Annotated in this window: 23 protein-coding genes; 11 read left to right on the top strand and 12 right to left on the bottom strand. The window is 70.8% G+C overall.

What is annotated here, in order from left to right; all coding sequences use genetic code 11:
• Window positions 1–3 precede the first annotated feature (3 nt).
• The 4 genes from ABD143_RS02875 to ABD143_RS02860 all read left to right on the top strand — a co-directional run bounded on the left by ABD143_RS02875 (window position 4) and on the right by ABD143_RS02860 (window position 2441).
• Window positions 4–801 carry an inositol monophosphatase family protein gene (locus ABD143_RS02875; protein ID WP_343970769.1) on the top strand — a complete coding sequence of 266 codons (798 nt, stop codon included), beginning with the start codon at window positions 4–6 and terminating at the stop codon, window positions 799–801.
• 141 nt (window positions 802–942) lie between these two features.
• A complete protein-coding gene (locus ABD143_RS02870; protein ID WP_343970767.1) occupies window positions 943–1560 on the top strand; it encodes an excalibur calcium-binding domain-containing protein in 618 nt (205 codons plus the stop codon).
• Complete coding sequence (locus tag ABD143_RS02865) at window positions 1557–2210, top strand: class F sortase (RefSeq protein WP_343970764.1); 654 nt, start codon at window positions 1557–1559, stop codon at window positions 2208–2210. Before ABD143_RS02870 ends, ABD143_RS02865 begins: the two co-directional genes overlap by 4 nt.
• 15 nt (window positions 2211–2225) lie before the next feature.
• A complete protein-coding gene (locus tag ABD143_RS02860; protein ID WP_343970761.1) occupies window positions 2226–2441 on the top strand; it encodes a ferredoxin in 216 nt (71 codons plus the stop codon).
• 263 nt (window positions 2442–2704) lie between these two features.
• On the opposite strand, the gene ABD143_RS02855 is transcribed toward ABD143_RS02860, so the two are convergent.
• Window positions 2705–2896 carry a hypothetical protein gene (locus ABD143_RS02855; RefSeq protein ID WP_343970758.1) on the bottom strand — a complete coding sequence of 64 codons (192 nt, stop codon included), beginning with the start codon at window positions 2894–2896 and terminating at the stop codon, window positions 2705–2707.
• Window positions 2897–3009: 113 nt separating this feature from the next.
• Between ABD143_RS02855 and ABD143_RS02850 the strand changes: the two genes are divergently transcribed.
• On the top strand, window positions 3010–3222 hold the full coding sequence (locus tag ABD143_RS02850) for a helix-turn-helix domain-containing protein (RefSeq protein WP_343970755.1): 213 nt from the start codon (window positions 3010–3012) through the stop codon (window positions 3220–3222).
• A gap of 73 nt (window positions 3223–3295) precedes the next feature.
• A complete protein-coding gene (locus ABD143_RS02845) occupies window positions 3296–4900 on the top strand; it encodes an acyl--CoA ligase family protein (protein ID WP_343970752.1) in 1605 nt (534 codons plus the stop codon).
• A 70-nt stretch (window positions 4901–4970) separates the two neighbouring features.
• On the opposite strand, the gene ABD143_RS02840 is transcribed toward ABD143_RS02845, so the two are convergent.
• The 4 genes from ABD143_RS02840 to ABD143_RS02825 form a co-directional block, all read right to left on the bottom strand.
• On the bottom strand, window positions 4971–5417 hold the full coding sequence (locus tag ABD143_RS02840; protein ID WP_343970749.1) for a DUF1772 domain-containing protein: 447 nt from the start codon (window positions 5415–5417) through the stop codon (window positions 4971–4973).
• 14 nt (window positions 5418–5431) lie between these two features.
• Window positions 5432–5806: a nuclear transport factor 2 family protein gene (locus ABD143_RS02835; RefSeq protein WP_343971616.1), complete on the bottom strand. Its 375-nt coding sequence runs from the start codon at window positions 5804–5806 to the stop codon at window positions 5432–5434.
• Window positions 5807–6055: 249 nt separating this feature from the next.
• Window positions 6056–6544 (bottom strand): CinA family protein, encoded by a 489-nt coding sequence (locus tag ABD143_RS02830; protein WP_343970746.1) that lies wholly within the window; start codon window positions 6542–6544, stop codon window positions 6056–6058.
• A 28-nt stretch (window positions 6545–6572) separates the two neighbouring features.
• Window positions 6573–7457 carry a DUF72 domain-containing protein gene (locus tag ABD143_RS02825; protein WP_343971613.1) on the bottom strand — a complete coding sequence of 295 codons (885 nt, stop codon included), beginning with the start codon at window positions 7455–7457 and terminating at the stop codon, window positions 6573–6575.
• A 25-nt stretch (window positions 7458–7482) separates the two neighbouring features.
• Between ABD143_RS02825 and ABD143_RS02820 the strand changes: the two genes are divergently transcribed.
• The 4 genes from ABD143_RS02820 to hrpA all read left to right on the top strand — a co-directional run bounded on the left by ABD143_RS02820 (window position 7483) and on the right by hrpA (window position 14151).
• On the top strand, window positions 7483–8163 hold the full coding sequence (locus tag ABD143_RS02820; RefSeq protein WP_343970743.1) for an SDR family NAD(P)-dependent oxidoreductase: 681 nt from the start codon (window positions 7483–7485) through the stop codon (window positions 8161–8163).
• The gene (locus ABD143_RS02815; RefSeq protein ID WP_343970740.1) at window positions 8156–8992 is read left to right on the top strand and encodes a serine hydrolase domain-containing protein; all 837 of its coding nucleotides are present in this window, start codon (window positions 8156–8158) and stop codon (window positions 8990–8992) included. Before ABD143_RS02820 ends, ABD143_RS02815 begins: the two co-directional genes overlap by 8 nt.
• 675 nt (window positions 8993–9667) lie before the next feature.
• Window positions 9668–9928, top strand: a complete 261-nt coding sequence (locus ABD143_RS02810; protein ID WP_343970737.1) for a hypothetical protein — start codon at window positions 9668–9670, stop codon at window positions 9926–9928.
• 29 nt (window positions 9929–9957) lie between these two features.
• Window positions 9958–14151, top strand: a complete 4194-nt coding sequence (gene hrpA / locus ABD143_RS02805) for an ATP-dependent RNA helicase HrpA (protein ID WP_343970734.1) — start codon at window positions 9958–9960, stop codon at window positions 14149–14151.
• A gap of 11 nt (window positions 14152–14162) precedes the next feature.
• Here hrpA and ABD143_RS02800 read toward each other — a convergent pair whose 3' ends face one another.
• Both ABD143_RS02800 and ABD143_RS02795 read right to left on the bottom strand, forming a co-directional pair.
• A complete protein-coding gene (locus tag ABD143_RS02800) occupies window positions 14163–16265 on the bottom strand; it encodes a PAS domain-containing protein (protein ID WP_343970731.1) in 2103 nt (700 codons plus the stop codon).
• 41 nt (window positions 16266–16306) lie between these two features.
• Window positions 16307–16960, bottom strand: coding sequence for an MEDS domain-containing protein (locus ABD143_RS02795; RefSeq protein WP_343970728.1), 654 nt, complete (start codon window positions 16958–16960; stop codon window positions 16307–16309).
• Window positions 16961–17180: 220 nt separating this feature from the next.
• On the opposite strand from ABD143_RS02795, the gene ABD143_RS02790 reads away from it, so the two are divergent.
• The gene (locus tag ABD143_RS02790) at window positions 17181–18506 is read left to right on the top strand and encodes a M20 family metallopeptidase (RefSeq protein WP_343970725.1); all 1326 of its coding nucleotides are present in this window, start codon (window positions 17181–17183) and stop codon (window positions 18504–18506) included.
• A 10-nt stretch (window positions 18507–18516) separates the two neighbouring features.
• On the opposite strand, the gene ABD143_RS02785 is transcribed toward ABD143_RS02790, so the two are convergent.
• The 5 genes from ABD143_RS02785 to ABD143_RS02765 are packed head-to-tail and all read right to left on the bottom strand — an operon-like array spanning window position 18517 to window position 23377.
• Entirely contained in the window at window positions 18517–19152 is a 636-nt protein-coding gene (locus ABD143_RS02785) for an NIPSNAP family protein (RefSeq protein WP_343970722.1), read from the bottom strand.
• Window positions 19153–19195: 43 nt separating this feature from the next.
• Window positions 19196–20188 (bottom strand): zinc-dependent alcohol dehydrogenase family protein, encoded by a 993-nt coding sequence (locus ABD143_RS02780; protein WP_343970719.1) that lies wholly within the window; start codon window positions 20186–20188, stop codon window positions 19196–19198.
• Entirely contained in the window at window positions 20188–21066 is an 879-nt protein-coding gene (locus ABD143_RS02775; protein WP_343970716.1) for a carbohydrate ABC transporter permease, read from the bottom strand. The genes ABD143_RS02780 and ABD143_RS02775 overlap by 1 nt, the downstream gene beginning before the upstream one ends.
• Window positions 21063–22013, bottom strand: a complete 951-nt coding sequence (locus ABD143_RS02770) for a carbohydrate ABC transporter permease (RefSeq protein WP_343970713.1) — start codon at window positions 22011–22013, stop codon at window positions 21063–21065. Before ABD143_RS02770 ends, ABD143_RS02775 begins: the two co-directional genes overlap by 4 nt.
• Complete coding sequence (locus ABD143_RS02765) at window positions 22010–23377, bottom strand: ABC transporter substrate-binding protein (RefSeq protein ID WP_343970710.1); 1368 nt, start codon at window positions 23375–23377, stop codon at window positions 22010–22012. The genes ABD143_RS02770 and ABD143_RS02765 overlap by 4 nt, the downstream gene beginning before the upstream one ends.
• Between the last annotated feature and the right edge of the window lie 136 nt (window positions 23378–23513).

The raw sequence follows: 23513 nt of genomic DNA, 5'->3' as shown, positions 1-23513 counted from the left end.
GCGGTGCCCACGCCGGAGGAGCTCCTCCCGATCGCGCTCGAGGCCGTCGCCAGGGCGAGCGAAGTCGTCCGGAACCGCGCGCCCGGAACGGTCACGGCCAAGGGCGACCGGGACCCCGCGACCGAGGTGGACTACGCCGTCGAGCGGGCCGTCCGGGAGTTCCTGCTCGCCGAGGCCCCGGAGGTCGGTTTCCTCGGCGAGGAGGACGGGCGTTTCGGCGCGGACGACGCCGAGCTGGTGTGGGCGCTGGACCCGGTGGACGGCACCGTGAACTTCATGCACGGCGTGCCGCTGTGCGCCGTCTCGCTCGGGCTGGTGCGCGGCGACCGGTCGGTGCTCGGCGTGATCGATCTCCCGTTCCTCGGGCTGCGCTACTCGGCCGTGGACGGCCTCGGCGCGTACCGGGACGGCGACCGCATCGCCGCGGCGCGCGACGCCGACCGGCTGGCCGACGCGGTGGTCGCACTGGGTGACTACGCCGTCGGCGCCGACGCCTCGCAGAAGAACGTGGAACGGCTGCGGACCACCGAGCTGCTCGCCGCCTCGGTGCAGCGGATCCGGATGTTCGGCTCGGCGGCCGTCGATCTCGTCTGGGTGGCCGACGGCCGGATCGCCGCAACCGTGATGCAGACGAATCTGCCGTGGGACACCGCGGCGGGGGTCGCGGTGGCCCGCGAGGCCGGCGCGGTGATCGTCGACCTGGACGGGAACTCCCACACCACTCGCTCGGCGTCCACGGTCGCGGTAACGCCGACGCTGCTGGACGAGCTAATGGCGCTGCTCCGACGCAGGCGCGGCTGACCGGGCATTCGCTTGCTCGGGCACGGCCGGATGGAGCAACTGGTGACCGACTCGTAACACCACGTTGGCGGAAGCAGAAAGGCCTGATAGAGCGGCCGACCTTCGTTCCACGGCCGCATCTGATCACCGGAAGGACCTGCTGTGGCCGTTTCGACCCGCATCGCCGCGGTTGCCGCCGCGCTCAGCGCCGCGATCGTCGTGGCCATGGCCGGCACCGCAATCGCCTTCGAGGACGTCGGCTGCAGCGACTTCGCCTACCAGGAGGACGCCCAGAAGCTGCTCGACCAGGACAAGAGCGACCCGCACGGGCTGGACGGCGGCCCGGACGGACCGGCGGACGGCGTGGCGTGCGAGTCGCTGCCGCGGCGGGCAGACACGACCAGCACGTCCGACGTCGTGGACGACACCAGCACCACGACACCGACGAATCTGCGGCCGAACACGACACCCAGCGACGTGCCGGACGTCGACGAGTCGGACGTCGGCGCGGTGGCCGAATCCGGGACCGCAACACCCACGACGCCGTCCTCCTCGACGTCCCCCACGACCGTCGAGGCGCCGGCCGTCGACCGCGACTGCCCCGACTTCGCCACCCAGGCCGACGCCCAGGTCGCATTCGTCAGCGCCCCCGGAGACCCGGAGCGGCTCGACGCCGACAACGACGGCATCGCGTGCGAGGACCAGTTCGGCACCGAGGGCAACCAGGTTGCGGTCGTCCCGGTCGGCGGCGTGGCGACCGGGGGAACGCCCAAGTTGTGAGCGGGCGACCGAGGCGCTGGGCAGGCGCGATCTGGGCCGTGCCGGTGGTGCTCCTCGTGGGGTGCGGCACGTCCCTCCCGCCGACCGCGCCACCGGACCACCACGCTGCACCGCGGGCCGTCGTGCCACCCACCGGGCCCGTGGCCGAGCCCGCACCGGACCCGGCCGGGCCCCGGCCCGTACCGGCGCCGCTCTCCCCCGACGACCCGGTCGCGCTCACCGTCCCGGCCATCGACGTGCGCACGGGCCCACTGCTCGCGCTCGGCCTCGACCCGAGGGGCGCGCTGGAGGTACCACCTGACGCCGGCACCGCCGGCTGGTTCACGCTCGGGCCGACGCCCGGCGCGACCGGTCCTTCCGTGATCGCGGGGCACGTCGACTACCGGGGTGTGCCCGGAGTGTTCAATCGGCTGGACAACCTCGTCCCCGGCGACGAGGTCAGCGTGACCCGCGCCGACGGCACCACAGCCGTGTTCAGCACGTACAGCGTGGAGAGCTACCCGAAGGACCAGTTCCCGAGCGACCGCGTGTACGGCAACACCGCGAGCCCCGAGCTGCGGCTCATCACCTGCGGCGGTGCGTTCGACCCGGCCACCGGCCACTACCGCGACAACGTCGTCGCCTACGCCCGAGTCGTGAGGGAGCCCTGACTACCGCGCGGGGCCATGGGAGGGGACGATGTCGGCATGAAGGTCGTGGTCGACTTCGATCTGTGCGAGTCCAACGCCGTGTGCATGGGCATCGCGCCTGAGGTGTTCGAGGTGCGTGAGGACGACTTCCTCTACATCCTCGACGAGAACCCTCCCGAGGAGTTGCGTCCCAAGCTCGAGGAAGCCGTGATGAGCTGCCCGCGGGCGGCCATCAAGCTGGTCGACGACTGAGCGCAGCGACGACGCATCCTGACCGAAACGACTGGAAGCCACATCAGGGCGTCAGCGGTCATGAACGTGGCTTTCCAGGCATCCGGGTAGCCGCGTCAGCCACCATCCAGAGGGCGCAGGGCCACGGCTTCTGAGCTGTGCCCTGACCGGGTGTCGTGCATCCCCGGCACAGCCCCTCCGCAGTCGGCACGTGCGCCGACAACAGCGTCTCGATGACCGTCGGCTGCCTCGACAGTTCGGCGACGAACCGCGTCCAGGGCCCGTCATCCATCGGCCCACTCCTTCGCCCGGCCCAGCGCCTCCCACTTCGCACGGATCCCCTCCATGCGGTCGTCGAGGTGCCTGTACGCGGGGTCCACCGGGACGTCGCAGAAGCACCATTTGCCCCCGTCGCGGGTGAGGTAGAGCAGGTAGCGGCCGTGCGCGCACAGCCGCATCGGCTTGGCGAGAAGCACGGGCCAACTGTAGGGCAAACTGATGCAGACGCGGATACTGCGGTGCAAGATGTGTTTGCGTCACTTGACGATGACGTGTCGTTCGTGGCGGTTGTAGCACCTAGCGTGCAGGGGTGGCCGAGGCATCGAAGGGCGAGGAGCTGGTAACCACCTCCCAGGCGGCGAAGATCCTCGGCATCGACCGGACGACCCTCGGTCGCTACGCCCGGGACGGCCTTCTGAGGCCGACCATCGTCCTCCCGAGCGGGCACCTCCGGTGGAGCCTCGATGACCTGCGCCGTCAGATGCGGGAGCTGCGCGAGCGGGGCACGAACGAGGAGGAGTGACGGCGGGAGGTTGCCCGGGGCGCGAGCAGCACTCAGGATCGTGAGCCTGCGGTGCCCGCGCGAGGAGAAGCCGATGACCGTCTGGAACACCCCGCTGACTCCACTGGCGTTCCTGCGCCGCTCCGCGGAGGTCTTCCCCGCGCGCACGGCGATCGTCTACGGCGAGCGGCGGCACACCTACGAAGAGTTCGCCGCCGAAGTCACGCGGGTGGCCCACGCGCTGCGCGGCTCCGGCATCCAGCGCGGTGACCGGGTCGCCTACATGCTGCCGAACGTGCCCGAGATGCTCGTGGCGCACTTCGCGGTGCCGCTCGCGGGGGCGGTGCTCGTCGCGATCAACACGCGCTTGTCCGCCGAGGAGGTGCGCTACATCCTCGACCACTCCGGGGCGAAGCTGCTGATCGTGGACGCGGCGCTGTACCCGACGGTGGCGCCGGTCGCCCGCGGACTGAAGACCGTCGAGGAGGTCATCACCGTGATCGACCCGGCAGTCCCCGGCGACGCCACCGGCAGCGGCGTCACCTACGAGGACCTGCTCGCCCGGGGCAGGAACACGCCGCTGCCGTGGGAGGTCGAGGACGAGACGAGCTGCATCTCGATCAACTACACGTCCGGCACCACGGGCCGGCCCAAGGGCGTGCAGTACTCGCACCGCGGGGCGTACCTGAACTCGTTCGGCGAGGTGGTGCACTCCGGCCACACGTTCGACAGCGTCTACCTGTGGACGCTGCCGATGTTCCACTGCAACGGGTGGTGCACTCCGTGGGCCGTCACCGCGGTGGGGGGCACCCACGTCTGCCTGCGCGAAGTGCGGGGGGACGTGATCTGGCGGCTGATCGCCGAGCACGGCGTCACGCACCTCAACGGCGCGCCGACGGTCGTCACGATGATCCTGCGATCGCCGGCGGCGGCGCCGTTGGAGCGGCCGATCACGATCACGACCGCAGGCGCCCCGCCGAGCCCGACGACCATCGCGCACGCCGAGCGGATGGGCTTCCGGATCGTGCACGTGTACGGGCTCACCGAGACCTACGGGCCGTACTCGGTGAACCAGTACCAGCCCGACTGGGACGACCTCGACGTTGAGGACCGCGCCCGCAAGCAGGCCCGCCAGGGCGTCGGGATGCTGTGCGCCGAGTGGATGCGGGTCGTGGACAGCGAGATGAACGACGTGCCGGCCGACGGCACCACGATGGGCGAGGTCGTGATGCGCGGCAACAACGTGATGCTGGGCTACTACGACGACACGGCGGCCACGGAGAAGGCGTTCGAAGGCGGCTGGTTCCACTCCGGTGACCTCGGCGTGCTGCATCCCGACGGGTACGTCGAGCTGCGCGACCGGGCCAAGGACGTGGTGGTGTCGGGCGGGGAGAACATCTCGACGATCGAGGTGGAGCAGGCGCTCGCCAGTCACCCGGCGGTGCTGGAGGTGGCCGTGGTGGGCGTGCCGGACGAGGAGTGGGGCGAGCGACCCAAGGCGTTCGTCGTGCTGGTCGACGGGGAGGAGGCCACCGCGCCGGAGCTGATCGAGCACGTGCGGTCGAAGATCGCCCGGTACAAGGCGCCGAGGGAAGTCGAGTTCGTCGAGAAGCTGCCCAAGACCTCCACGGGCAAGGTGCAGAAGTTCGAGCTGCGGGAGCGGGAGTGGGCGGGGCAGCAGAGCCGCGTTCGGGGGTGACAGGAGGGCAATTGCGGCCGGACCCGCCTGCCATCCCAGGCTGTCAGCGGGCCAGCTTGTCAGCGCGCTCCTAGCCCCTCCTGCCCACGGCCTGCAACGCCAGCCCAGCGCCCGCGGCAGCGAGCAGCCGCACCCGGTTCGCGCGGTGCCAGCGCGCCACCAGCCTGTCCCGCTCTACTGCGGGGAGCTGGTCGTCGAAGAGCCGGACGACGACGGTCCGGACGAGGTAGCCGGTGATCGCAGCCCCGACCGCCGTCAGCGCCCCGGCCGCCACAAGGACCGGCCGGTCCTCCCGGCGGTCCCACCCCCTGACGACGGACGCCGCTGTGGCGGCGAACGTGAGTGGCGCGGCGGGGATGTAGTAGCGGACGGGGCTGCTGCGGCCGAGGAGGCCGCCGTCGCGCGGCCCGTCGGCGACCCGGCCCGGCATGTCGACGACTTCCTCATAGAGGTTGCCGAACAGCCAGTGCGCGGTCCCGAGCCGTGCCGCTGCGAGCAGGGTGCGGCGTGCGTCCATGCGAGGTCCTCCAGTCAGAGGGTGCGGGTGATCGAATCGATCCGCCGCAGCCTGCCGTCGGGTGCGAGGTGGCCGATCATGCAGATCTCGGTCGCCACGACCCGGCCGTTCCGCAGGCTGGCCCGCAACGCGTAGCGGGCGGCCACGCGGTCGCCGGCCACGAAGGCGTCGTGCACCTCGACCCGCACGTCGACCGCGTTCCGCCGGGCCGGGCGGGCGTGGGCGATGAGCCGCTCGCGGTCGAGCCGGATCCCGTCGTTCCAATGCTCGAAGTCGCGGGTGCAGTAGCGGTCGAGGACGGCGTCCGGGTCGTCCTCGGTCAACCCCATCTCCTCCGGGAAGCGCTCGAGGTACCGGACGAGGTTTGACGTGTCGGTGGTTCCGAGCAGTGTGTCGTCCTATCCCAGGCTCTGCACACAAATACGCACCGCCCCGACCCGTGAGATGCGCACGAGAGCACCCAAGCCAAGGTCGAACAGCTCAGGTGTGCATCTCACGGCCCGCGCGCGAGTGGGTGGACGCGTATGTGTGTGCAGAGCCTGGAAGGCGCGGGCCACGTCTCCCGGTCAGGCAATCGCGGGGGGCGGGCGCGCCATCCCAGGCAGAGCCTGTGAGACCCGGGGCAGGTCAGCGGACGGTCAGGTTCTCGCCTCCAGGCGGTCCACCAGCATCTCCAGCGTCTTGGCCGCCGCCTTGATCACGACTTCCGGCGGCTCCCCCTGCAGCGACAGGTGCTGGACCCGCCGCTCGCTGCCATCGTCCACCGCGACGAAGACCGTGCCCGGCGGCTGCCCGTCCTGAGGTTCCGGGCCTCCGGCGCCGGTCACCCCCACCGCCACATCGGCGCGCAGCAGCTTGCGCACGCCGGTAGCCATCGTCTCGGCGGCCTCGGCGCTCACCACCGGGCCCTCGGGCACACCGAGCACCTCGTGCTTCACCTCGCTGGCGTACGCCACGAGCGACCCGCGGAACCACTGACTCGCCCTCTTCGCGGCGGCGAGGGCGGTGGCGACGTTTCCGCCGGTCAGCGACTCGGCGACGGCTACGGTGATGTTGTGGCGGCGGGCGAGCTCGGACACGCGGGCTGCCATCTCGTCGCGGCGTTCCTGCTCGGTGGTCGACTGCACTCCGTCCCGTTACCCGATCGCCGTCCGCTCAACCCGCGCGCAGACGCTCCGCCAGCCCGATCGCGTCGTACGGGGCGTGCACCTTCGCGTCGTTGTCGAAGTAGACGAACACGTCACGGCCCTCAGGGCGCCGCGGCGCCTCGGGCGCGACCGTGAACTCCCCCGTCGGAGCCTCACCGGCCCGCCACGCGCGCACCTTCTCCGCCCACTCATCGAGCGCGTCCGGGGTGTACCCGCTGGTGTAGAGCTCGGTGTCGCCGTGCAGCCGCACGTAGACGAAGTCCGCGGTCACGTCCTCCAGGTGCGGCCACGTCCCCGCCGTGTCCGCGACGACCAGCGCCAACTCCTGCTCCCGCAGCAACTCGACGAACTCGGGCCGGCAGAACGTCGGGTGCCGCACCTCCAGGGCGTGCCGCAGCGGCCGGTCGGCGTCGATCTGTGTGAGCGCGCGCCCGTCCATGCGCTCGTCGTGCCGGGTGGCCAGCTCGGCAGCCGCGCCCGTGCTCCGCGGCAGCATCGTGAGGAACTCCGCCAGCCGGTCGGGGTCGAACCGCATCCGCGGCGGGAGCTGCCACAGCACCGGCCCGAGCTTCGGCCCGAGGCCGAGCACGCCGGATGCGAAGAAGTTGGCCAGCGGCGTCTCGACGTCGCGCAGCTGCTTCATGTGGGTGATGAAGCGGCCGCCCTTTACTGAGAAGAGGAAGTCGTCGGGCGTCTCGGCCACCCAAGACCGGTAGCTCTCCGGGCGCTGCAACGAGTAGAAGGACCCGTTGATCTCGATGCTGTCCACCCGGCCCGACAGGTGCTCCAACTCACGACGCTGCGCGAGGCCCTCGGGGAAGAAGGTGCCGCGCCACGGCGGGTAGCGCCACCCCGAGGTCCCCACCCATGCCCGTGCCACCCGGGCGAGCATTCCACCCGAGAGGCAGGATGGCCGGATGGACGCAGTCATCGTGACAGGTGCTGCCGGCCCCCTCGGCCATGCGGTCGTCACCGAGTTCCTCGGGGCCGGCCGCCCGGTCGTCGCCTTGGGTCGGCCGGGTGCGCGGCTCGACGCGCTCGCCGAGCAGGACGGTGTGCACGCCGTCGCCGTCGACCTGTCCAGCCGGGGCGCGGTTCAGGCGGCGTTCGCCGAGATCGATGCCCTGCCCGCCACATCGGATGCGCTCGTCGGACTCGCGGGCGGGTTCGCCCCCGGCGCGCTGGCCGACGTCGACGAGAAGCAGCTCGACTCGATGTGGCGCTCCAACTTCGAGTCCGTGCTGTGGACGGCACAGGCGGCCGCCCCGCGGTTCGCCGAGCGCGGTGGCGGGTCGATCGTCACCGTCAGTTCGCGCCCGGCCCTCACCGGACCGGGCCCCGTGGCGTACACGGTGAGCAAAGCCGCGGTCGTCCGGCTGACGACGCTGCTGGCCAACGAGCTGCGGCCCCAGCGGATCCGCGTCAACGCTGTGCTGCCCTCGATCATCGACACCCCGGCCAACCGTGCATGGATGTCGTCGGAACAGGTGGCGCGGGCCGTCGCACCCGAGGCGATCGCGAAGGTGATCGCGTTCCTCTGCGGCCCCGACGCGGCCCCGATCAGCGGCGCGGCGATCCCGGTGTACGGCGATGCCTGAGCCCAGTGAGCTGACCACGGCCGTCGGCGCCGTCCTCGACTGGCCCGTCGACCACGCCGCGGCGGCCGTCGTCGCCGCGGACGGCACGGTGCTCGCCACCGCGGGCGAGACGGACCGGGTCTTCTATCTGGCCTCGGTCACCAAGCCGCTCGCCGCGTACGCGGTGCTCGTGGCCGTCGAGGAGGGCGCGGTCGAATGGGACACCCCGGCGGGTCCCGAGGGATCGACGGTCCGCCACCTCGCCGCGCACGCGTCCGGGCTGTCGTTCGCCGACGCGGCCGTGCAGGCACAACCAGGCACCCGCCGGATCTACTCGAACACCGGCTTCGAGGCACTCGGCGAGACGGTGGCCGCGGCGGCCGGGATGCCGTTCGCCCAGTACCTGCACGAAGCCGTGCTCGCCCCGCTCGGCATGACCGACACCCGCCTCGACGGCTCCCCCGCGGCCGGCGCCGTGTCCACGGTCGCAGACCTCGCCCGGTTCGCCGCCGAGCTGCAAGAGCCCAAGCTGGTGCACTTTTCGACCCTGCAGGAGGCCACCACGGTCGCCTTCCCGGACGTCGACGGGATCCTGCCCGGCTACGGGCGGCAGAAGCCGAACGACTGGGGGCTGGGGTTCGAGATCCGCGACGGCAAGTCGCCGCACTGGACCGGGGCGCACAGCTCACCGCGCACGTTCGGGCATTTCGGCCAGTCGGGCACGTTCCTGTGGGTCGATCCAGACGCCGGGGCGGCGTGCGTGGCGCTGACCGACCGGGACTTCGGCCCGTGGGCGGTCGAGGCCTGGCCCCCGTTCACCGACGGGGTGCTGGCGGCGTTGCGGAGCTGACCAGCGCAGATCCGGACGCCGGCGGCGGCGCGGGGTTTTGCGCGGCGCCGGGGGAATCATCTGGCGGGGTGGCCCGTTAATACCCGTGTCCGGACCGGGCGACCTGTGTCCCCGGGTCTCACAAATTAAGAGCCTTCACGGAAAACCAGTGCGGCTGGAGCCGTGTCGTGCCACTCGCCGCGAGGCGACCAGCGCCTGGTCCGGACACCCATCCCACCCACCCACACGCTCCCATCCACTCTGCCGCGCCCGGCCTCAGCGCCGCGCGCGGCCGCCTGAGCGGCGCTCTGCCCCCACAGTCTTTGCCCCACAGAATTGCCCTCACAGACTTGCCGCGCCCGGCGTTCCCGCCGCCGGGCGCGGCTGCCAGGGCGGCGCTGCCCCCCACAGCGCCGCCCTTCTCCCACCTGCCGCGTCCGGCGTTCCCGCCGCCGAGCGACGCGGCCGCCTGGGCGGCGCTGCCCCGACAGCGCCGCCCTCCTCTACATCCACTCCGAAACTCGGGAACAACCCGCTGGTAGGAGTGGTTGAATCAGGTGTCCGAGCCGGGGGATCCTCGGCACTTGATGTGACAAGTCCCGGGTCTCACGACTTGCCGCCCCACGGGGTGCGCTCCGCCGAGAGGCGACCGGCGTCCGGCTCGGACATCCACCTCCACAACCTTGAGGACCTGTCATGAAGGGCGACCGCGTAGAGATCGTCATCGACGCCGGCAGCGGCACCACGCGCACGTACAACGTCGTGGCCACCCGCGCGGGGCGGCGAGTGAACGTCACCCACGGCCGCGGCGTGATCGAGGTCAGCGAGACCACCCGCGGCGGCAGCACCGTGCGCACGGCGCGCTTCCTCTCCAACCGCGTCCTGGCACTCGTCGAGCACCCGGCCGCCGACGATCCGGTTGCCGACGAGATCGTGCCCACCCTGCGCTCGGTCTGAGCCCTCACTCCAGGCAGACTCCTTTCACGATGTCCTCTCCCGCGACCCGTGCCGCTGACGCGCGCTCCGCGCCGCTCGAGCCGCCCGCAGGCGCCGTCCCCTCCCGCGACGGCGCCGCAGCTGCGCACCTCACGCACGGCGGGCAGGCGGCGCGTGACGGCGCCGACCGCCCGGGCCGCGGGAGCTCCGACACCCCGTCCCGCCCCCGCAGGCCGCGCCGTCGCAGGCCGCGCAGCCGCAGCGGGGCCGAGACGCCCGCGGTAGCCGCAGCCACCGACGGCGAGCTGCCTCCCGTCGCCGACGCCGACATCGACGCGCTGGCCGACCGGCTGGCCTCCCTCTCGCTTCTCGACGAGCACCGCATCGGACGCAGGCTCGACACCGCCCGCCGCACCCGCGACGCGAACGCGCGCACGAAGGCTGCGGCCGGCGTCGCCGCCGCGCTCGAGGCCGGTGAGCAGCGAGTCGCCGCCCGCCGCGCCGCCGTTCCGGCCATCCGCTACCCGGAAGCGCTGCCCGTCAGCGCCCGCCGCGACGAGATCGCGGCCGCGATCCGCGACCACCAAGTCGTAATCGTCGCCGGCGAGACGGGGTCCGGGAAGACCACGCAGATCCCGAAGATCTGCCTGGAGCTGGGCCGCGGTGTGCGCGGGATGATCGGCCACACCCAGCCGCGCCGCCTCGCCGCCCGCACGGTCGGCGCCCGCATCGCCGAGGAGCTCGGCAGCGAGCTGGGCGACCTCGTGGGCTGGAAGGTGCGGTTCACCGACCAGGTCGGCGAGAACACGCTGGTCAAGCTGATGACCGACGGCATCCTGCTCGCGGAGCTCACCGGCGACCGGATGCTGCGCCAGTACGACACGCTGATCATCGACGAGGCCCACGAGCGCAGCCTCAACATCGACTTCATCCTCGGCTACCTCACGCAGCTGCTCCCCCGCCGCCCCGACCTGAAGGTCGTCATCACCTCGGCGACGATCGACCCCGAGCGCTTCGCCGGCCATTTCTCCCAGGCACTGGGCACCGACGTGCCGATCGTCGAGGTCTCCGGGCGCAGCTACCCCGTCGAGATCCGCTACCGGCCGATCGTCGATCCCGACGACCCCGAGGCCGACCCCGACCGCGACCAGCTCGACGCCATCAGCGACGCCGTAGCCGAGCTGCAGCGCGAGGGAGACGGCGACATTCTCGTGTTCCTCCCCGGCGAGCGGGAGATCCGCGACACCGCCGATGCGCTCGCCAAGCGCGACTTCCGCAACACGGAGATCCTTCCGCTGTACGCCCGCCTGTCCACCGCGGAGCAGCAGCGGGTCTTCGCCCCACACCCGGGGCGGCGGGTCGTGCTCGCCACCAACGTCGCCGAGACCTCGCTCACCGTGCCGGGCATCCATTACGTGATCGACCCGGGCACAGCGCGCATCTCCCGGTACTCCCGGCGACTCAAGGTGCAGCGACTCCCCATCGAGAAGGTCTCGCAGGCCAGCGCCAACCAGCGCGCGGGCCGTTGCGGGCGCGTCGCCGACGGCATCTGCATCCGCCTCTACGCCGAGGACGACTTCGACGCGCGCCCCGAGTTCACCGACCCGGAGATCCTGCGCACCAACCTCGCGTCGGTCATCCTTCAGATGATCTCTCTTGACCTCGGCGAGCTCACCGAGTTCCCGTTCGTCGAGCGACCCGACTCCCGGGCTGTCGGCGACGGCCTCGCGCTCCTGCACGAGCTGGGCGCCCTGGAGACCGACCGGAAGCTCACTGCCGTCGGGCGGGCGCTCGCCGCGCTGCCCGTCGACCCCCGGCTGGGCCGCATGCTCGTGGAGGCCGACCGCAACGGCTGTCTGCGCGAGGTGCTCGTCATCGCCGCCGCGCTGTCCGTGCAGGACCCGCGCGAGCGGCCCACCGAGCAGCGCCAGGCCGCAGACGCCAAGCACGCCCGGTTCGCGGGCGAGTGGACCGCCGACGGCGTGACGCTCGACGCGGCCGGCTCGGACTTCCTCGCCTTCCTCAACCTCTGGCGCCACGTGGCCGAGCAGCGCCGGGAGCTGTCGGGCAACCGGTTCCGCCGCACGCTGCGCGAGGAGTTCCTGCACTACCTGCGCATCCGCGAGTGGCAGGACCTGCACGCCCAGCTCCGCCAGGCGGCGCGCAACGCCGGGCTCACGATGAACGACACCGACCCGGACCCCGACCGCATCCACACCGCGGTGCTCTCCGGGCTGCTCTCGCAGGTGGGCCTGCGGCAGGAGGAGGCCAAGGAGTTCCTCGGCGCCCGCGGTGCAAAGTTCATGATCTTCCCGGGCTCGCCCCTGGCCAAGAAGCCGCCGCGCTGGGTGATGGCCGCCGAGCTGGTGGAGACCTCCCGGCTGTTCGCGCGCACCGTCGCCCGGATCAAGCCGGAGTGGATCGAGCCCCTCGCCGAGCATCTCGTCAAGCGCAGCTATTCGGAACCGCACTGGTCACGCAAACGCGCCGGCGCCGTCGCCACCGAGCGCGTCACGCTGCACGGCATCCCGATCGTCGTCGGCCGAAGCGTCGACCTCGGCCGCATCGACCCCGAGACCGCACGCGAGCTGTTCATCCGGCACGCGCTCGTCGAGGGCGACTGGGACACCCGCCACCGCTTCTTCCACGCCAACCGGGAGCTGCTCGAGGACGTCGAGGAGCTGGAGCACCGCGCACGGCGCCGCGACCTGGTCGTGGACGAGGAGACGCTCGTCGCGTTCTACGAGGAGCGCGTGCCGGCGCACGTCGAGTCGGGCCGCCATTTCGACTCGTGGTGGAAGAAGGAGTCCCGCCGTCGTCCAGACCTCCTCGACTTCACCGAGGAGATGCTGCGCACCGCGCAGGCCGCCGGCGTCGACCGCACCGCCTACCCCGACCACGTCGAGGCGGGCGGGCTCACGCTGCCGCTCTCGTATGCGTTCGAACCGGGGGCGCACTCCGACGGCGTCACGGTGGACGTGCCGGTGGCTGCGCTGCACCAGGTCGACCCCACCCCGTTCACCTGGCAGGTGCCGGGCCTGCGCGAGGAGTTGGTCACGGGCCTGATCCGCACGCTGCCCAAGCAGCTGCGGCGGCTCTTCGCACCCGCGCCCGACCACGCCCGCGCGGTGCTCGCCCGCCTCCAGGCCGGGCAGGAACCGCTGCTCGACGGGCTGGAGCGCGAGCTGGGCCGCATGCGCGGCGTCGACATCCCGCGTACGGCGTGGGAGCTCGACCGGCTCCCCGAGCACCTGACCGTCACGTTCCGGGTGATCGACGAGGCCGGCCGCGAGATCGCCACCGGCACCGATCTGGACGCGCTCCGGCGCAAGCTCGCCCCCAAGGTCCGGGAGGAGCTGGCCGCCGCGGGCGTCGACATCGAGCGCACCGCGCTCACCACGTGGGCAATCGGCACGCTCCCCCGCGAGCACCCCATCCGTCGGGGCAGTCACACGGTCACCGGGTTTCCCGGGCTGGTCGACCGCGGCACCACCGTCGACGTGCGCGTCTTCCCGACGGCCGCCGAACGCGACCCGGCGCACCACCGCGGGCTCCGGCGGCTGCTTCTGCTCGGCACCCCGAGCCCGGTGCGGCAGGTGCAACGCGACCTCGACAACCCCACCAAACTCGCGCTGTCGCGCAACCCGCACGGCTCCGTCGCCGCCCTGCTCGACGACTGCGTCACCGCCGCCGCCGACGCCCTGATCGCCGCCGCGGGCGGCCCGGCGTGGGACGAGCGCGGTTACGCCCGGCTGGCGAAGCTCTTCGCCGACCGGCTCGCGTCCACCACCTTGCAGGTGCTGCAGGCCGTGCGCGGGGTGCTGAGCGTCTGGCACCGGGTGCAGGCCCAGCTCGGCGACCTGCGCGCACCCGTGCTCGCCGCGGGGCTCGCCGACCTCACGGCGCAGGTCAACGCGCTGGTCGGACCTGGCTTCGCCACGGCGGCAGGCGCCACCCGGCTCGCCGACGTCGCCCGGTACCTGGAGGCGGCGGAGCGGCGCATCGAGAAGCTGCGCGCCGACCCTGCCCGCGACGCCGAGTGGACCGCCCAGGTGCGGGTGGTGGCCGACGAGTACGCCGCCGAGCTGGCCGCGCTCGCGCCGGGTGTGGAGCCGGGCCCGGAGCTGCGCGAGATCCGCTGGATGATCGAGGAACTCCGCGTGAGCCTCTACGCGCACCCGATGCGCACGCGGTACCCGGTGTCGATCAAACGGATTCAGAAGGCCATCGACGACCTGGGCTAGGAGGGGCCTGTTCAGGGCGCTCCTTGGCCCGCTTCGATGGGCAGCGTGATGAGCAGCGTCGTCCCCTGACCGACGGGGCTGACGACTTCGATCGTCCCCCCGAGTGCGTCGATGCGGTCGGTGAGGCCGATGAGCCCGGACCCACGGTGCGGATCCGCCCCTCCGCAGCCATCGTCGCGGATCGAGACCTCGAGGACACCGTCACGCGCTTCGACGACGACGTGCACCTCAGTTGCCTGCGCGTGCTTGGCGGTATTCGTGAGCGCTTCCGACACGACGTAGTAGACGGCCGTTTCCACCGGTTCGGGCGGCCGTGTCTCGGTGTTCACCTCGAGCTCGACGGGGACGGCTGACCGCCGGGCAAGCGTCTTGAGGGCGGCGCCGAGGCCGCCGTGGGCGAGGATGGCTGGGTGGATGCCGCGCGAGATCTCCCGCAGCTCATCGAGCGCGCCCGTCAGTCCGTCCACCACACGGGACAGCTGCGCCCGCAACTCGGGCAGTTCGTCCGGGACCATCGCCTCCGCACTCCGCTGGACGAGCGCGAGTGAGACGAGCCGCTGTTGCACCCCATCATGCAGGTCCCGCTCGATCTGGCGCCGCGTCTCGTCTGCTGCCGTAACGATCCTGGCGCGCGAGGCGGCGAGCTCAGCCCGGCTCCGTTCGAGGTTGCGCTCGCTTTCACGCAGGTTACGAAACATCGACAGGGTGTCCAGCCCGTCGGCCAGCCGCCGTCCGATCTCGTGGAACAGCCGTTCCTCCTGCGGCGTCCAGACCCGTGCGTAGGAGCACTGGTGCAGGCCGAACGAATAGGGCCTGTCCACCTTGGGGTAAACAGCCAAGCACATCATGGATTTAACGTTGAAACGCGCCGCAGACTGAGCCGGGGGCATGCAATCGGATTCGGGATCGAACCGCACGGGACCGCTCGAGGCCAGCGTGATTCGGAACGCCTCGACAATCGCCGCGTCATTCGGGATCTCGACGCCCAGGGCGAAGGCACCAGGGTATTCGGGCCGTGTTCGCTCCATCAGCACCTCGTGGGAGGCGGCATCCGGGTCGCAGGGGTAGATCAGCCAGGCTCGATCGCATGCGAAGGCCTCCAGCGCGACGTCAAGAACATCAGCCATCATCTGCTCGAGGTCGCTGGCACCTTGGATGGCGCGGTCGACCCGGTCCATGCTTTCGAGGAACCACAACTGCGCCCAGTGTTCCTCCTCGGCGTGCTTGCGCTCCGTCACGTCCACGACGGTGCCGAGGAATTCCTGAACGTCGCCGGCCGTGGTAAGGAGGGGATGCGAGATCACGTGGAGATACCTCAGTGCGCCCTGCGGCGGAAGGATTCGGATCTCTAAATCGATGCTCCGGGCTTCGCGGATTCCGCGCTCGTGCGCCGCGTCGAACTTCGCGCGGTCGTCCGGGTGGATGCGCTGACGGAACTCCTCCAATGATGGCACTCCGCGTTCAGGGTCGAAGCCGTACAAGCGGGAGTGTTCATCGGACGAGTGCGTGAACTGGCCGGTGGCGACGTCAAAGGCTGCCGTACCAGTGTGGGTCAACCGCTGCGCCTCAGCCAAATAGGCTTCGATCCGGCGCAGTTCGGCTGTCCGCTCCGCCACCTTCACCTCGAGGTCGTTCCGGGCTTTCCGGACCTCCTCTTCGGCCCTCCTGCGGTCGTCGACGAGTCGTGCGCTCTGAAACGCTGTCGCGGCGTGATTCGCGGCCAGTCGAAGCAACAGGATGTCGATCTCGGTGGGGAACTCGGTGCGCTGCGCAGCCGCCGCAGCAACAACACCACCCTCGGTGTCCACTCCGATGGGCATCACTACACCGCGGCACGGCTCTCCGGCGGCGTCGACATCGGGGACGATCGTCATGGCGGAGAGCCGCCCGCTCTCGTCGAGATGACTGTCCAACCACTCCGGGAACTTCTTCCATGCCGTCCCCCGCGTGATGTCCACTCCGTCGGGGCTGCCCGGAACGCACAACCGGACGAAGACGAAGTCAAGCCACATGAGGTCGATCAATGCATCGGCAAGTCCGGCTGCTACGGCGGCCGGCGCTCTACCGACCCACGCCGTCGGCACCGCGGAAAGCGCCACGAGATCCCTGAGCACGGCTCGCAGCTCGCGGATCTCGCTATCGGCCCCGATCGGGATCAGCGCCCCACGCTCGGGATCTTGTGGTTTGACCGCCGCTCCCGGACCTCGAGCAGCAACTCCTCAGGAGAAACGAAGAACGGATTCTCCTGACGCAGCCCCCCGATGATCACCGCCGGATGCGTCCGCAAGGCATCCATCACCACGCTCGCGCCGAATTTCGTCAGGTCGTACGTGCAGATCACTGCGTGGTCGTACCTGGGAATCAGGTAGTTGACCCGCGCCTCGTACTCGATGAGGTCCTCGACGCCCGGGAGGTCTTGGAGTGCCCACTCCATGTGCCCGAGGAATCTTGTCTGCTTGTACCCGGCTGCCGACGCGGCGTTGAACACCTCTTCGAAGGAGGCCAGCCAGGGGTCGAGGTCGAAGCCGCCTCCGCGGAGCAGGCTGTCCTGCCAGGGCCGCACCTCCAGTTGTCCACTGCCCATCGCCTCTGACACGTCGACGCCGGCCTCGGCAAGCCACCTGAGGTGTTCTTCCCGTAGCTCGGGGTCAACGTAGTGATACGCCGAGTGCCCGTGCTCGAACCCTTCCGTGATGAACGGGCGGAGTACGCGGCGCTGTTCCTCCACGCTGTTGAAGAACGCACAGATATGACGATACCGACCCAAGGTGTGCCCGGTGTCTTGCTGAGATCGGGCGGCGGTCTGCATATTTCTCACCCATCACACAGAGAGGGCCGCATTCCTTCCCGGATGACCTGTTCGCGGCCAGCCAATCAGGCTACGCTCCAGCCTCCCGGCTGTCGACGGTGCGGCCGGCCTCCACTTACGTTGCGAGCCCCGCCGGCTCCGCACGCGAGATCGACGTGGTTGGGGCCGGAGGCTCACGTCGATCTCATCCGTTCCGGGACTCACGGGCTAGGGTTCGATCGTGTCTGACGTGTTCGGCCGGCCCCCGGCCCCCGACGAAAGCTACCTCCGCGCCATCACCGCCGCCACGGAGCGGGCGGTTGCCGAGGCGGAACCGCTCGGGTCCGCCCACGACGGCGCCCCGGCCGACGTGCGCGACGCGGTGGCCGCGCTCGTCCGGGAGCAGGGTGCGGAGCTCGTCGCACTGAGCCAGGACCTGCATGCCCATCCCGAGGAGGCGTTCGGCGAGCACCGCTCGGTCCGCGCCGTCGCGGACCTGCTGGAGCGGCACGGCCACCGCGCCGATGTCGGGGTCGGCGGGCTGGAGACGTCGCTCGTCGCGACCCGCGGGGGCGACGGCCCGCACGTCGCAGTGCTGGCCGAGTACGACGCACTGCCCGGCGTCGGGCACGCGTGCGGCCACAACATCATCTGCGCGACTGCCGTCGGCGGGTTCCTCGCGGCCGCCGAGGCGCAGGAGCGGGTCGGCGGGCGGGTGTCACTGATCGGCACGCCTGCCGAGGAGGGCGGCGGCGGCAAGGAGACGCTGGCGCGCGCCGGGGTCTTCGACGACGTCGACGCCGTGATCATGCTCCACCCGTTCACGCACGACATCGCGATGCACCCGTTCCTCGGCCGCCGCCAGGTCGAGATGGTGTTCCACGGCGTCGCGGCGCACGCCGCCGCACAGCCGTTCATGGGCCGCAACGCGCTCGATGCCGCTGTCGCCGCCTACCAGGGCGTGGCCGCGCTGCGCCAGCACCTGCCGGGCACCGACCGCGTGCACGGGATCTTCACCGACGGCGGCGCCCGGCCGAACATCGTGCCGGAGCGAGCCGCGCTGCTGTTCTACTTCCGCTCTGCAGCCCCCGAGACGCTGCGCGAGCTCGCCGAACGCCTCGACGCCGTCGCCCGCGCCGCGGCGACCATGACCGGCTGCACCGTGGAGCTTCGCTGGGACGAGCGGCCGGCGTACCTGCCGATCCGCTTCAACCACACCCTCGCCGGACGCTGGGCCGTGAACCAGGAGCCCGCCGGCCGCAAGCCGCTGCCGCCCGGAGTGGTGCCGGAGTTCCTCACCGGCTCGACGGACCTGGGCAACTTGAGCTATCGGATGCCGGCCATCCACCCCATGATCGCGGTGTCCGAACCGACCGTGGCACTGCACACCGTCGAGTTCGCCGCGGCGTCCGGCTCGGAGGCGGGCGACCGGGCCGTGCGAGACGGCGCACTCGGGCTAGCGCTCACGGCCGTGGACTACCTCGCCGACCCCGGGCTGCGCGAGGCCGTGCGCGCGGAGTTCGCCGCGGCGGGCGGCCCGCTCGACGTACCCCACTACTTCGACTGATCGGCAACCGTCAGCGGTACGCCGAGCGCGCGGTCGGCTCCAGCTCCAGCACCTGCAGGTGCTCGCCCTGCCACGCGTGCTCGACGGCCCGGCGGGCCGCCGCCACCTCCTTCGCACCCGGGAAGGCTGCGAACACGACGACCGCCTTCTCGTCGCGGACCGGGAGCGCCGGGAAGTCGTTGACGTAGGACGCCGTGCGCGCGACGACAACCGGTGCGCCCAGCAGCCGCTGGGCCGCCGCCGCGTCGGGCTCGCCGCCGGACCCGAGCCGCAGCACAGCCAGGACCCGCGACGGGCCCGGCCGCCCCTCCCCCACGCCGGCCCGCGATGCCGTCGGGAACCCGGCGCCGACCGGCTCCAGCAGGAGCACGTCGTCGGAGTCGATCATCGTGGCGTTGGCGGCGTCGCGGTGCTCCTTCCATACCGGGCCGCCGTAGAAGCCGCGCAGCGCCGCCAGCCGGACGCCCATGTCGGCGAATTCGCGGACCCAGACGAAGCGGTCGGGATCGGCGAGGTCGTGGAACGTGCCGACCACGCGGGCGCCCAGCTCCTCCTGCGACTCCACGAACTCCCGCTCGAACAGCGCGACCAGCTCGTCGCGCCGACCGGGATGGAGGGAGTACTGCCGCAGCTCCAGGACCGTCACACGCCGGACGTTAGCGCGTGGGTCCGACAGTTGCCCCGGTCTCTCACTTCCCGGGCAGCACCTGGATCTTGCGGCCCACGCCGGCCCGGAACTGTTCCAGCGCCTGCGGGAACTCGTCGAGGCTCATCCGGTGGCTGATCATCACTTCCGGACGCAGCGCGCCGTCGGCGAACAGCTCGGCGGCCCGCTCGTAGCTGTGCAGCACCGCCATCGAGCCGACGATCCTGATCTCCTTGTTGTAGACGCGGAACGGCGAGAACGTCGCCGTCGCGTCCTCGTTCGCCACCCCGAACTGCTGGAACGTGCCGCCCGGTGCGACGCGACCGAGGCCGTCCTCGATCGCGGCGACCACGCCGGTGCAGTCGATCACGACCTCCCATCCGCGGGGCCGGTCGAGCTCGTCCGCACTGGTCACGGTGGCCGTGCAGCCCAGCTGCTTGGCCGTCTCGAGCCGCTGCGGGTTGAGGTCCACCATCTCGACGCTCGCCGCGCCCGCGCGCTTGGCCAGCTCCATCATCATCAGGCCCATCGTCCCGGCCCCGTAGATGAGGTAGTGGTCGCCGAGCTGCGGCGCGAGCACGTCGAACCCACGCACGGCGCAGGACAGCGGCTCGATGAGCGCGGCGTCGTTCAGCTGCACGTGCTCCGGGAGCTTGACGCAGTTGGCCACCGGCGCCACCGCGAACTGGGCCGCGCCCCCCGCCACCGTCACGCCGATCGCACCCCAGCGCTCGCACAGGTTGTTGTGGCCACGCCGGCAGTAGTGGCACTCGTGGCAGTACAGCGACGGGTCCACGGCGACTTTGTCGCCGACGGCGAGTTCGTCGACGTCCGAGCCGAGCGCCACGACCTCACCCGCGAACTCGTGCCCCGGCACGATCGGCAACGTGGGGGCGAACTCGCCCTCGGCGATGTGCAGATCGGTGCCGCAGATCCCGCACGCGGCCACTGCGACAACCACGTCCCGGCGGCCCGGGGTGGGATCGGGCACCGTCTCCACGGTCACGGCGTCTGCACTGATGACTGCAGCCTTCATTACTTGATGGCTCCCATCGAGAGTCCTTGCACGAGCTTGTCCTGCGCCGCGAACCCGGCGATGAGCACCGGGAGCGACACCACCACCGCCGCCGCGCACACCGTGGCCAGGAACAGGCCCTGGCTGGTCACGAAGCCGGTGAGGTACACGGGGGCGGTCTGGGCAACGGTCGCGGTGAGCACCCGCGCGAACAGCAGTTCGTTCCAGCTGAAGATGAAGCAGATCAGCGACGTGGCCGCGATGCCGGGCAACACCATCGGCGCGACCACCGTGCGGAGGGTGCGCATCAGCCCGGCGCCGTCGATCGCCGCCGCCTCGAGCACCTCGACCGGCACCTCGGCGAGGAACGACCGCATCATCCACACCGCGATCGGCAGGTTCATCGACGTGTAGAGGATGATCAACAGCCAGATGTTGTCGAGCATCCCGATGCGCTGCGCGATCAGGTACACGGGCAGCAAGCCTGCGACGACCGGCAGCATCTTCGTGGACAGGAAGAAGAACAGCACGTCGGTCCACTTGCGCACCGGCCGGATCGACAGCGCGTACGCCGCCGGGATCGCGAGCAGCAGCACGAGCGCCGTGGAGAGCACACTCGCTGTCAGCGAGTTGAGCAGCGACGGCCACGGGCTGGCGCCGGTCTGGGCGCCGAAGAAGTTCGCGTAGCCGTCGAGCGTGAGCGGCGCGAACAGCGACGGCGGGTTCGTCGCGGCGTCGGTCTCGCTGTGGAACGAGGTGAGCACCATCCACAGCACCGGGATGATGAAGAGGATGCCGACCAACCACGCCACGACGGTGAGCAGCGTGCCGGTCCGGTTGCGCCTGGCCGGCGGCGCCGACGGCGGGGCGACGCGCGGCGCCTCCACTGTGGTGGTCATCGGGACCCCTCCTCGCGGAACAGCGACGACACGGTGCGCAGTGCGAAGGTGGCGATCACGATCGTCCCGATCACGACGACCACGCCCGCGGCGGACGCCCGACCGTAGTCCTGCGCGTTGTAGAAGGTCTGGTAGATCGTGTACGGCAGGTTCGCCGTACCGAGCCCGCCGGATGTGATCGTGAAGACGGCATCGAAGTTCTGCACGATGTAGATCGACCCGAGCAGGGCTCCCAGCTCCAGGTACTGGCGCAGGTGCGGGAGTGTCATGAACCGGAAGATCTGCCAGGTCGACGCGCCGTCGATGCGCGCGGCCTCGATGACGTCGAGCGGCTTGCTCTGCAGCCCGGCCAGGATGATCAGCATCATGAACGGCGTCCACTGCCAGACCAGCGACACGACGATCGCCGTCAGCGGCATCATGGAGATCCAGTCCGGCTGCGGGGCGTTCGCCCCGAAGATCCAGGTCAGCACCCCGTTGAGGAGGCCGTACTCCGGGTTGTAGAGCGCGTGCTTCCAGACCAGGGCGGCTGCCACCGGCACGATGAGGAACGGCGTGATCATCATCGTCCGGACCACCCCGCGGCCACGGAACGCGCGGTCCAGCAGCAGCGCGATGAGCAGGCCGAGCACGACGCTTACCAGGACCACTGAGACGGTCAGCTGGATCGTGGTGATGATCGAGTCGCGCGTGTTGACGTCGGTGAGCACGCGACGGAAGTTGTCGACCCCGGCGAACCCGCGCTCGTCGGGGTAGTAGGCGTTCCAGTTCATGAACGAGATCACGAGCGTGATCACGAAAGGCACCTGCGTCACGATGATCAGAAAGATCAGCGCGGGTAGCAGCGGGGCACGCCGGGCCCAGTCGCCTGCGCGCCGCAGAGCCTGCTTCTCCTCGGCCGAGCGGTCCCACGTGGGGCCCGTCTGCGGTTGAAGTTCGGTGGTCATGAGGTGCCCTTCAGCCGAGACCGGTACCGCTCCGCCACGTCGTCAGCCAGCTGCTGTCCCCGATCCAGCGCCTGGTCCACCGTCACGATCCCGGCGATCGACGAGCTCACCGACTGCGACACCTGCGTCCCGAGGTCGGGGAACTCCGGGATGCCGACGAACTGGATGCCGATCGCCGGCCGCGGCTGGACCCCGGGGTTGCGCGGGTCGGCACTCTCGATCGCAGCCTTCGTGGGCGCGGCGAACGCCGACGCCTGAGCCAGGTAGGCCGGGTTCTCGTAGGTCGACGCCCGCTTGCCTGCCGGCACGTCCGACCAGCCGATCTCCTGACCGACGAGCTGCTCGTAGTCCTTGCTCGACGCCCACGAGATGAACCGCCACGCGTTGTCCTTCTTCTGGCTCGCCGCCTGGATGCCCCACGACCACGCGTAGAGCCACCCGGAGCTGTTGGTCTCCACCACCGGCGCGGGCGCGTAGCCGATCTTGCCGCGCACCGGCGAGTCGGCCGCCTCGAGCGAGCCCGCAGCCGACGTGGCGTCGTACCACATGGCCGCGTTGCCCTGCACCAGGTTGTTGAGGCACTCGGTGAACCCGGCCTGCGGGGCGCCCGCCTCGCCGTGCTGGCGCACCAGGTCGACGTAGAACTGCACCGCCTTCTTGAACTCCGGCGCGTTCACCTGGGCCTGCCAGTCGGCGGTGAACCAGGTTCCGCCGAACGTGTTGACCACCGTCGTCAGCGGGGCGATGACCTGGCCCCAGCCGGGCTGGCCGCGCAGGCAGATGCCGGCCATGCCGGGCCGCGCGCCGTCCAACCGGGCGGCGATGTCGGCGACCTGCGGCCACGTCGGCTTCGCGGGCATCGTGATGCCGGCCGCGTCGAGCACGTCCTTTCGGTACATGAGGAACGACGACTCGCCGTAGAAGGGCTGGCCGTAGATCTTCCCGTCATCTCCGGTGAGAGACGTCGTCATCGAGGGGAGGATGTCGGCCTGGTCGAAGGCCGGGTCGGCGGCGATGTAGTCGTCCATCGGCGCGATCCACCGGCTGCGGGCGTAGATCGGGATCTCGAAGTTGCTCAGCGAGGCGACGTCGTACTGGCCTGCCTGGCTGGAGAACTCCTGGCTGATCTTGTCGCGCACGTCGTTCTCGGGCAGCACCGTGAAGTTGACGGTGATGCCGGTGTCGCGGGTGAAGTGCTCGGCCGTGAGCCGCTGCAGGTCCACCATCTGGGGGTTGTTGACCATCAGCACGTTGATGCTGTTCGCCCCGCCCCCACCGACGCTGCCGCCCCAGCCGGCACAGGCGGAACTCGCCATCATGACGACGGCGGCGAGCAGCGCCGCGCGCATGCCCGAACGCTTCATCGCGATCCTCCCGACATGCCCGAAGACGCGCGCTCAGATGAGCGCCGCCCTGATCACAAGAGAGTGTGGCAACGACTCCCCGTGCAGGGCAATGGGTCGTGACAGAATGGGCGCCATAGCGCTCAGATGAGCGCCG

It is taken from the genome of Pseudonocardia aurantiaca (assembly GCF_039526725.1).
Lineage (GTDB): Bacteria > Actinomycetota > Actinomycetes > Mycobacteriales > Pseudonocardiaceae > Pseudonocardia > Pseudonocardia aurantiaca.
Note: the sequence above shows the minus strand (reverse complement) of the source record. Positions and strands in the feature narration are given on the sequence as shown.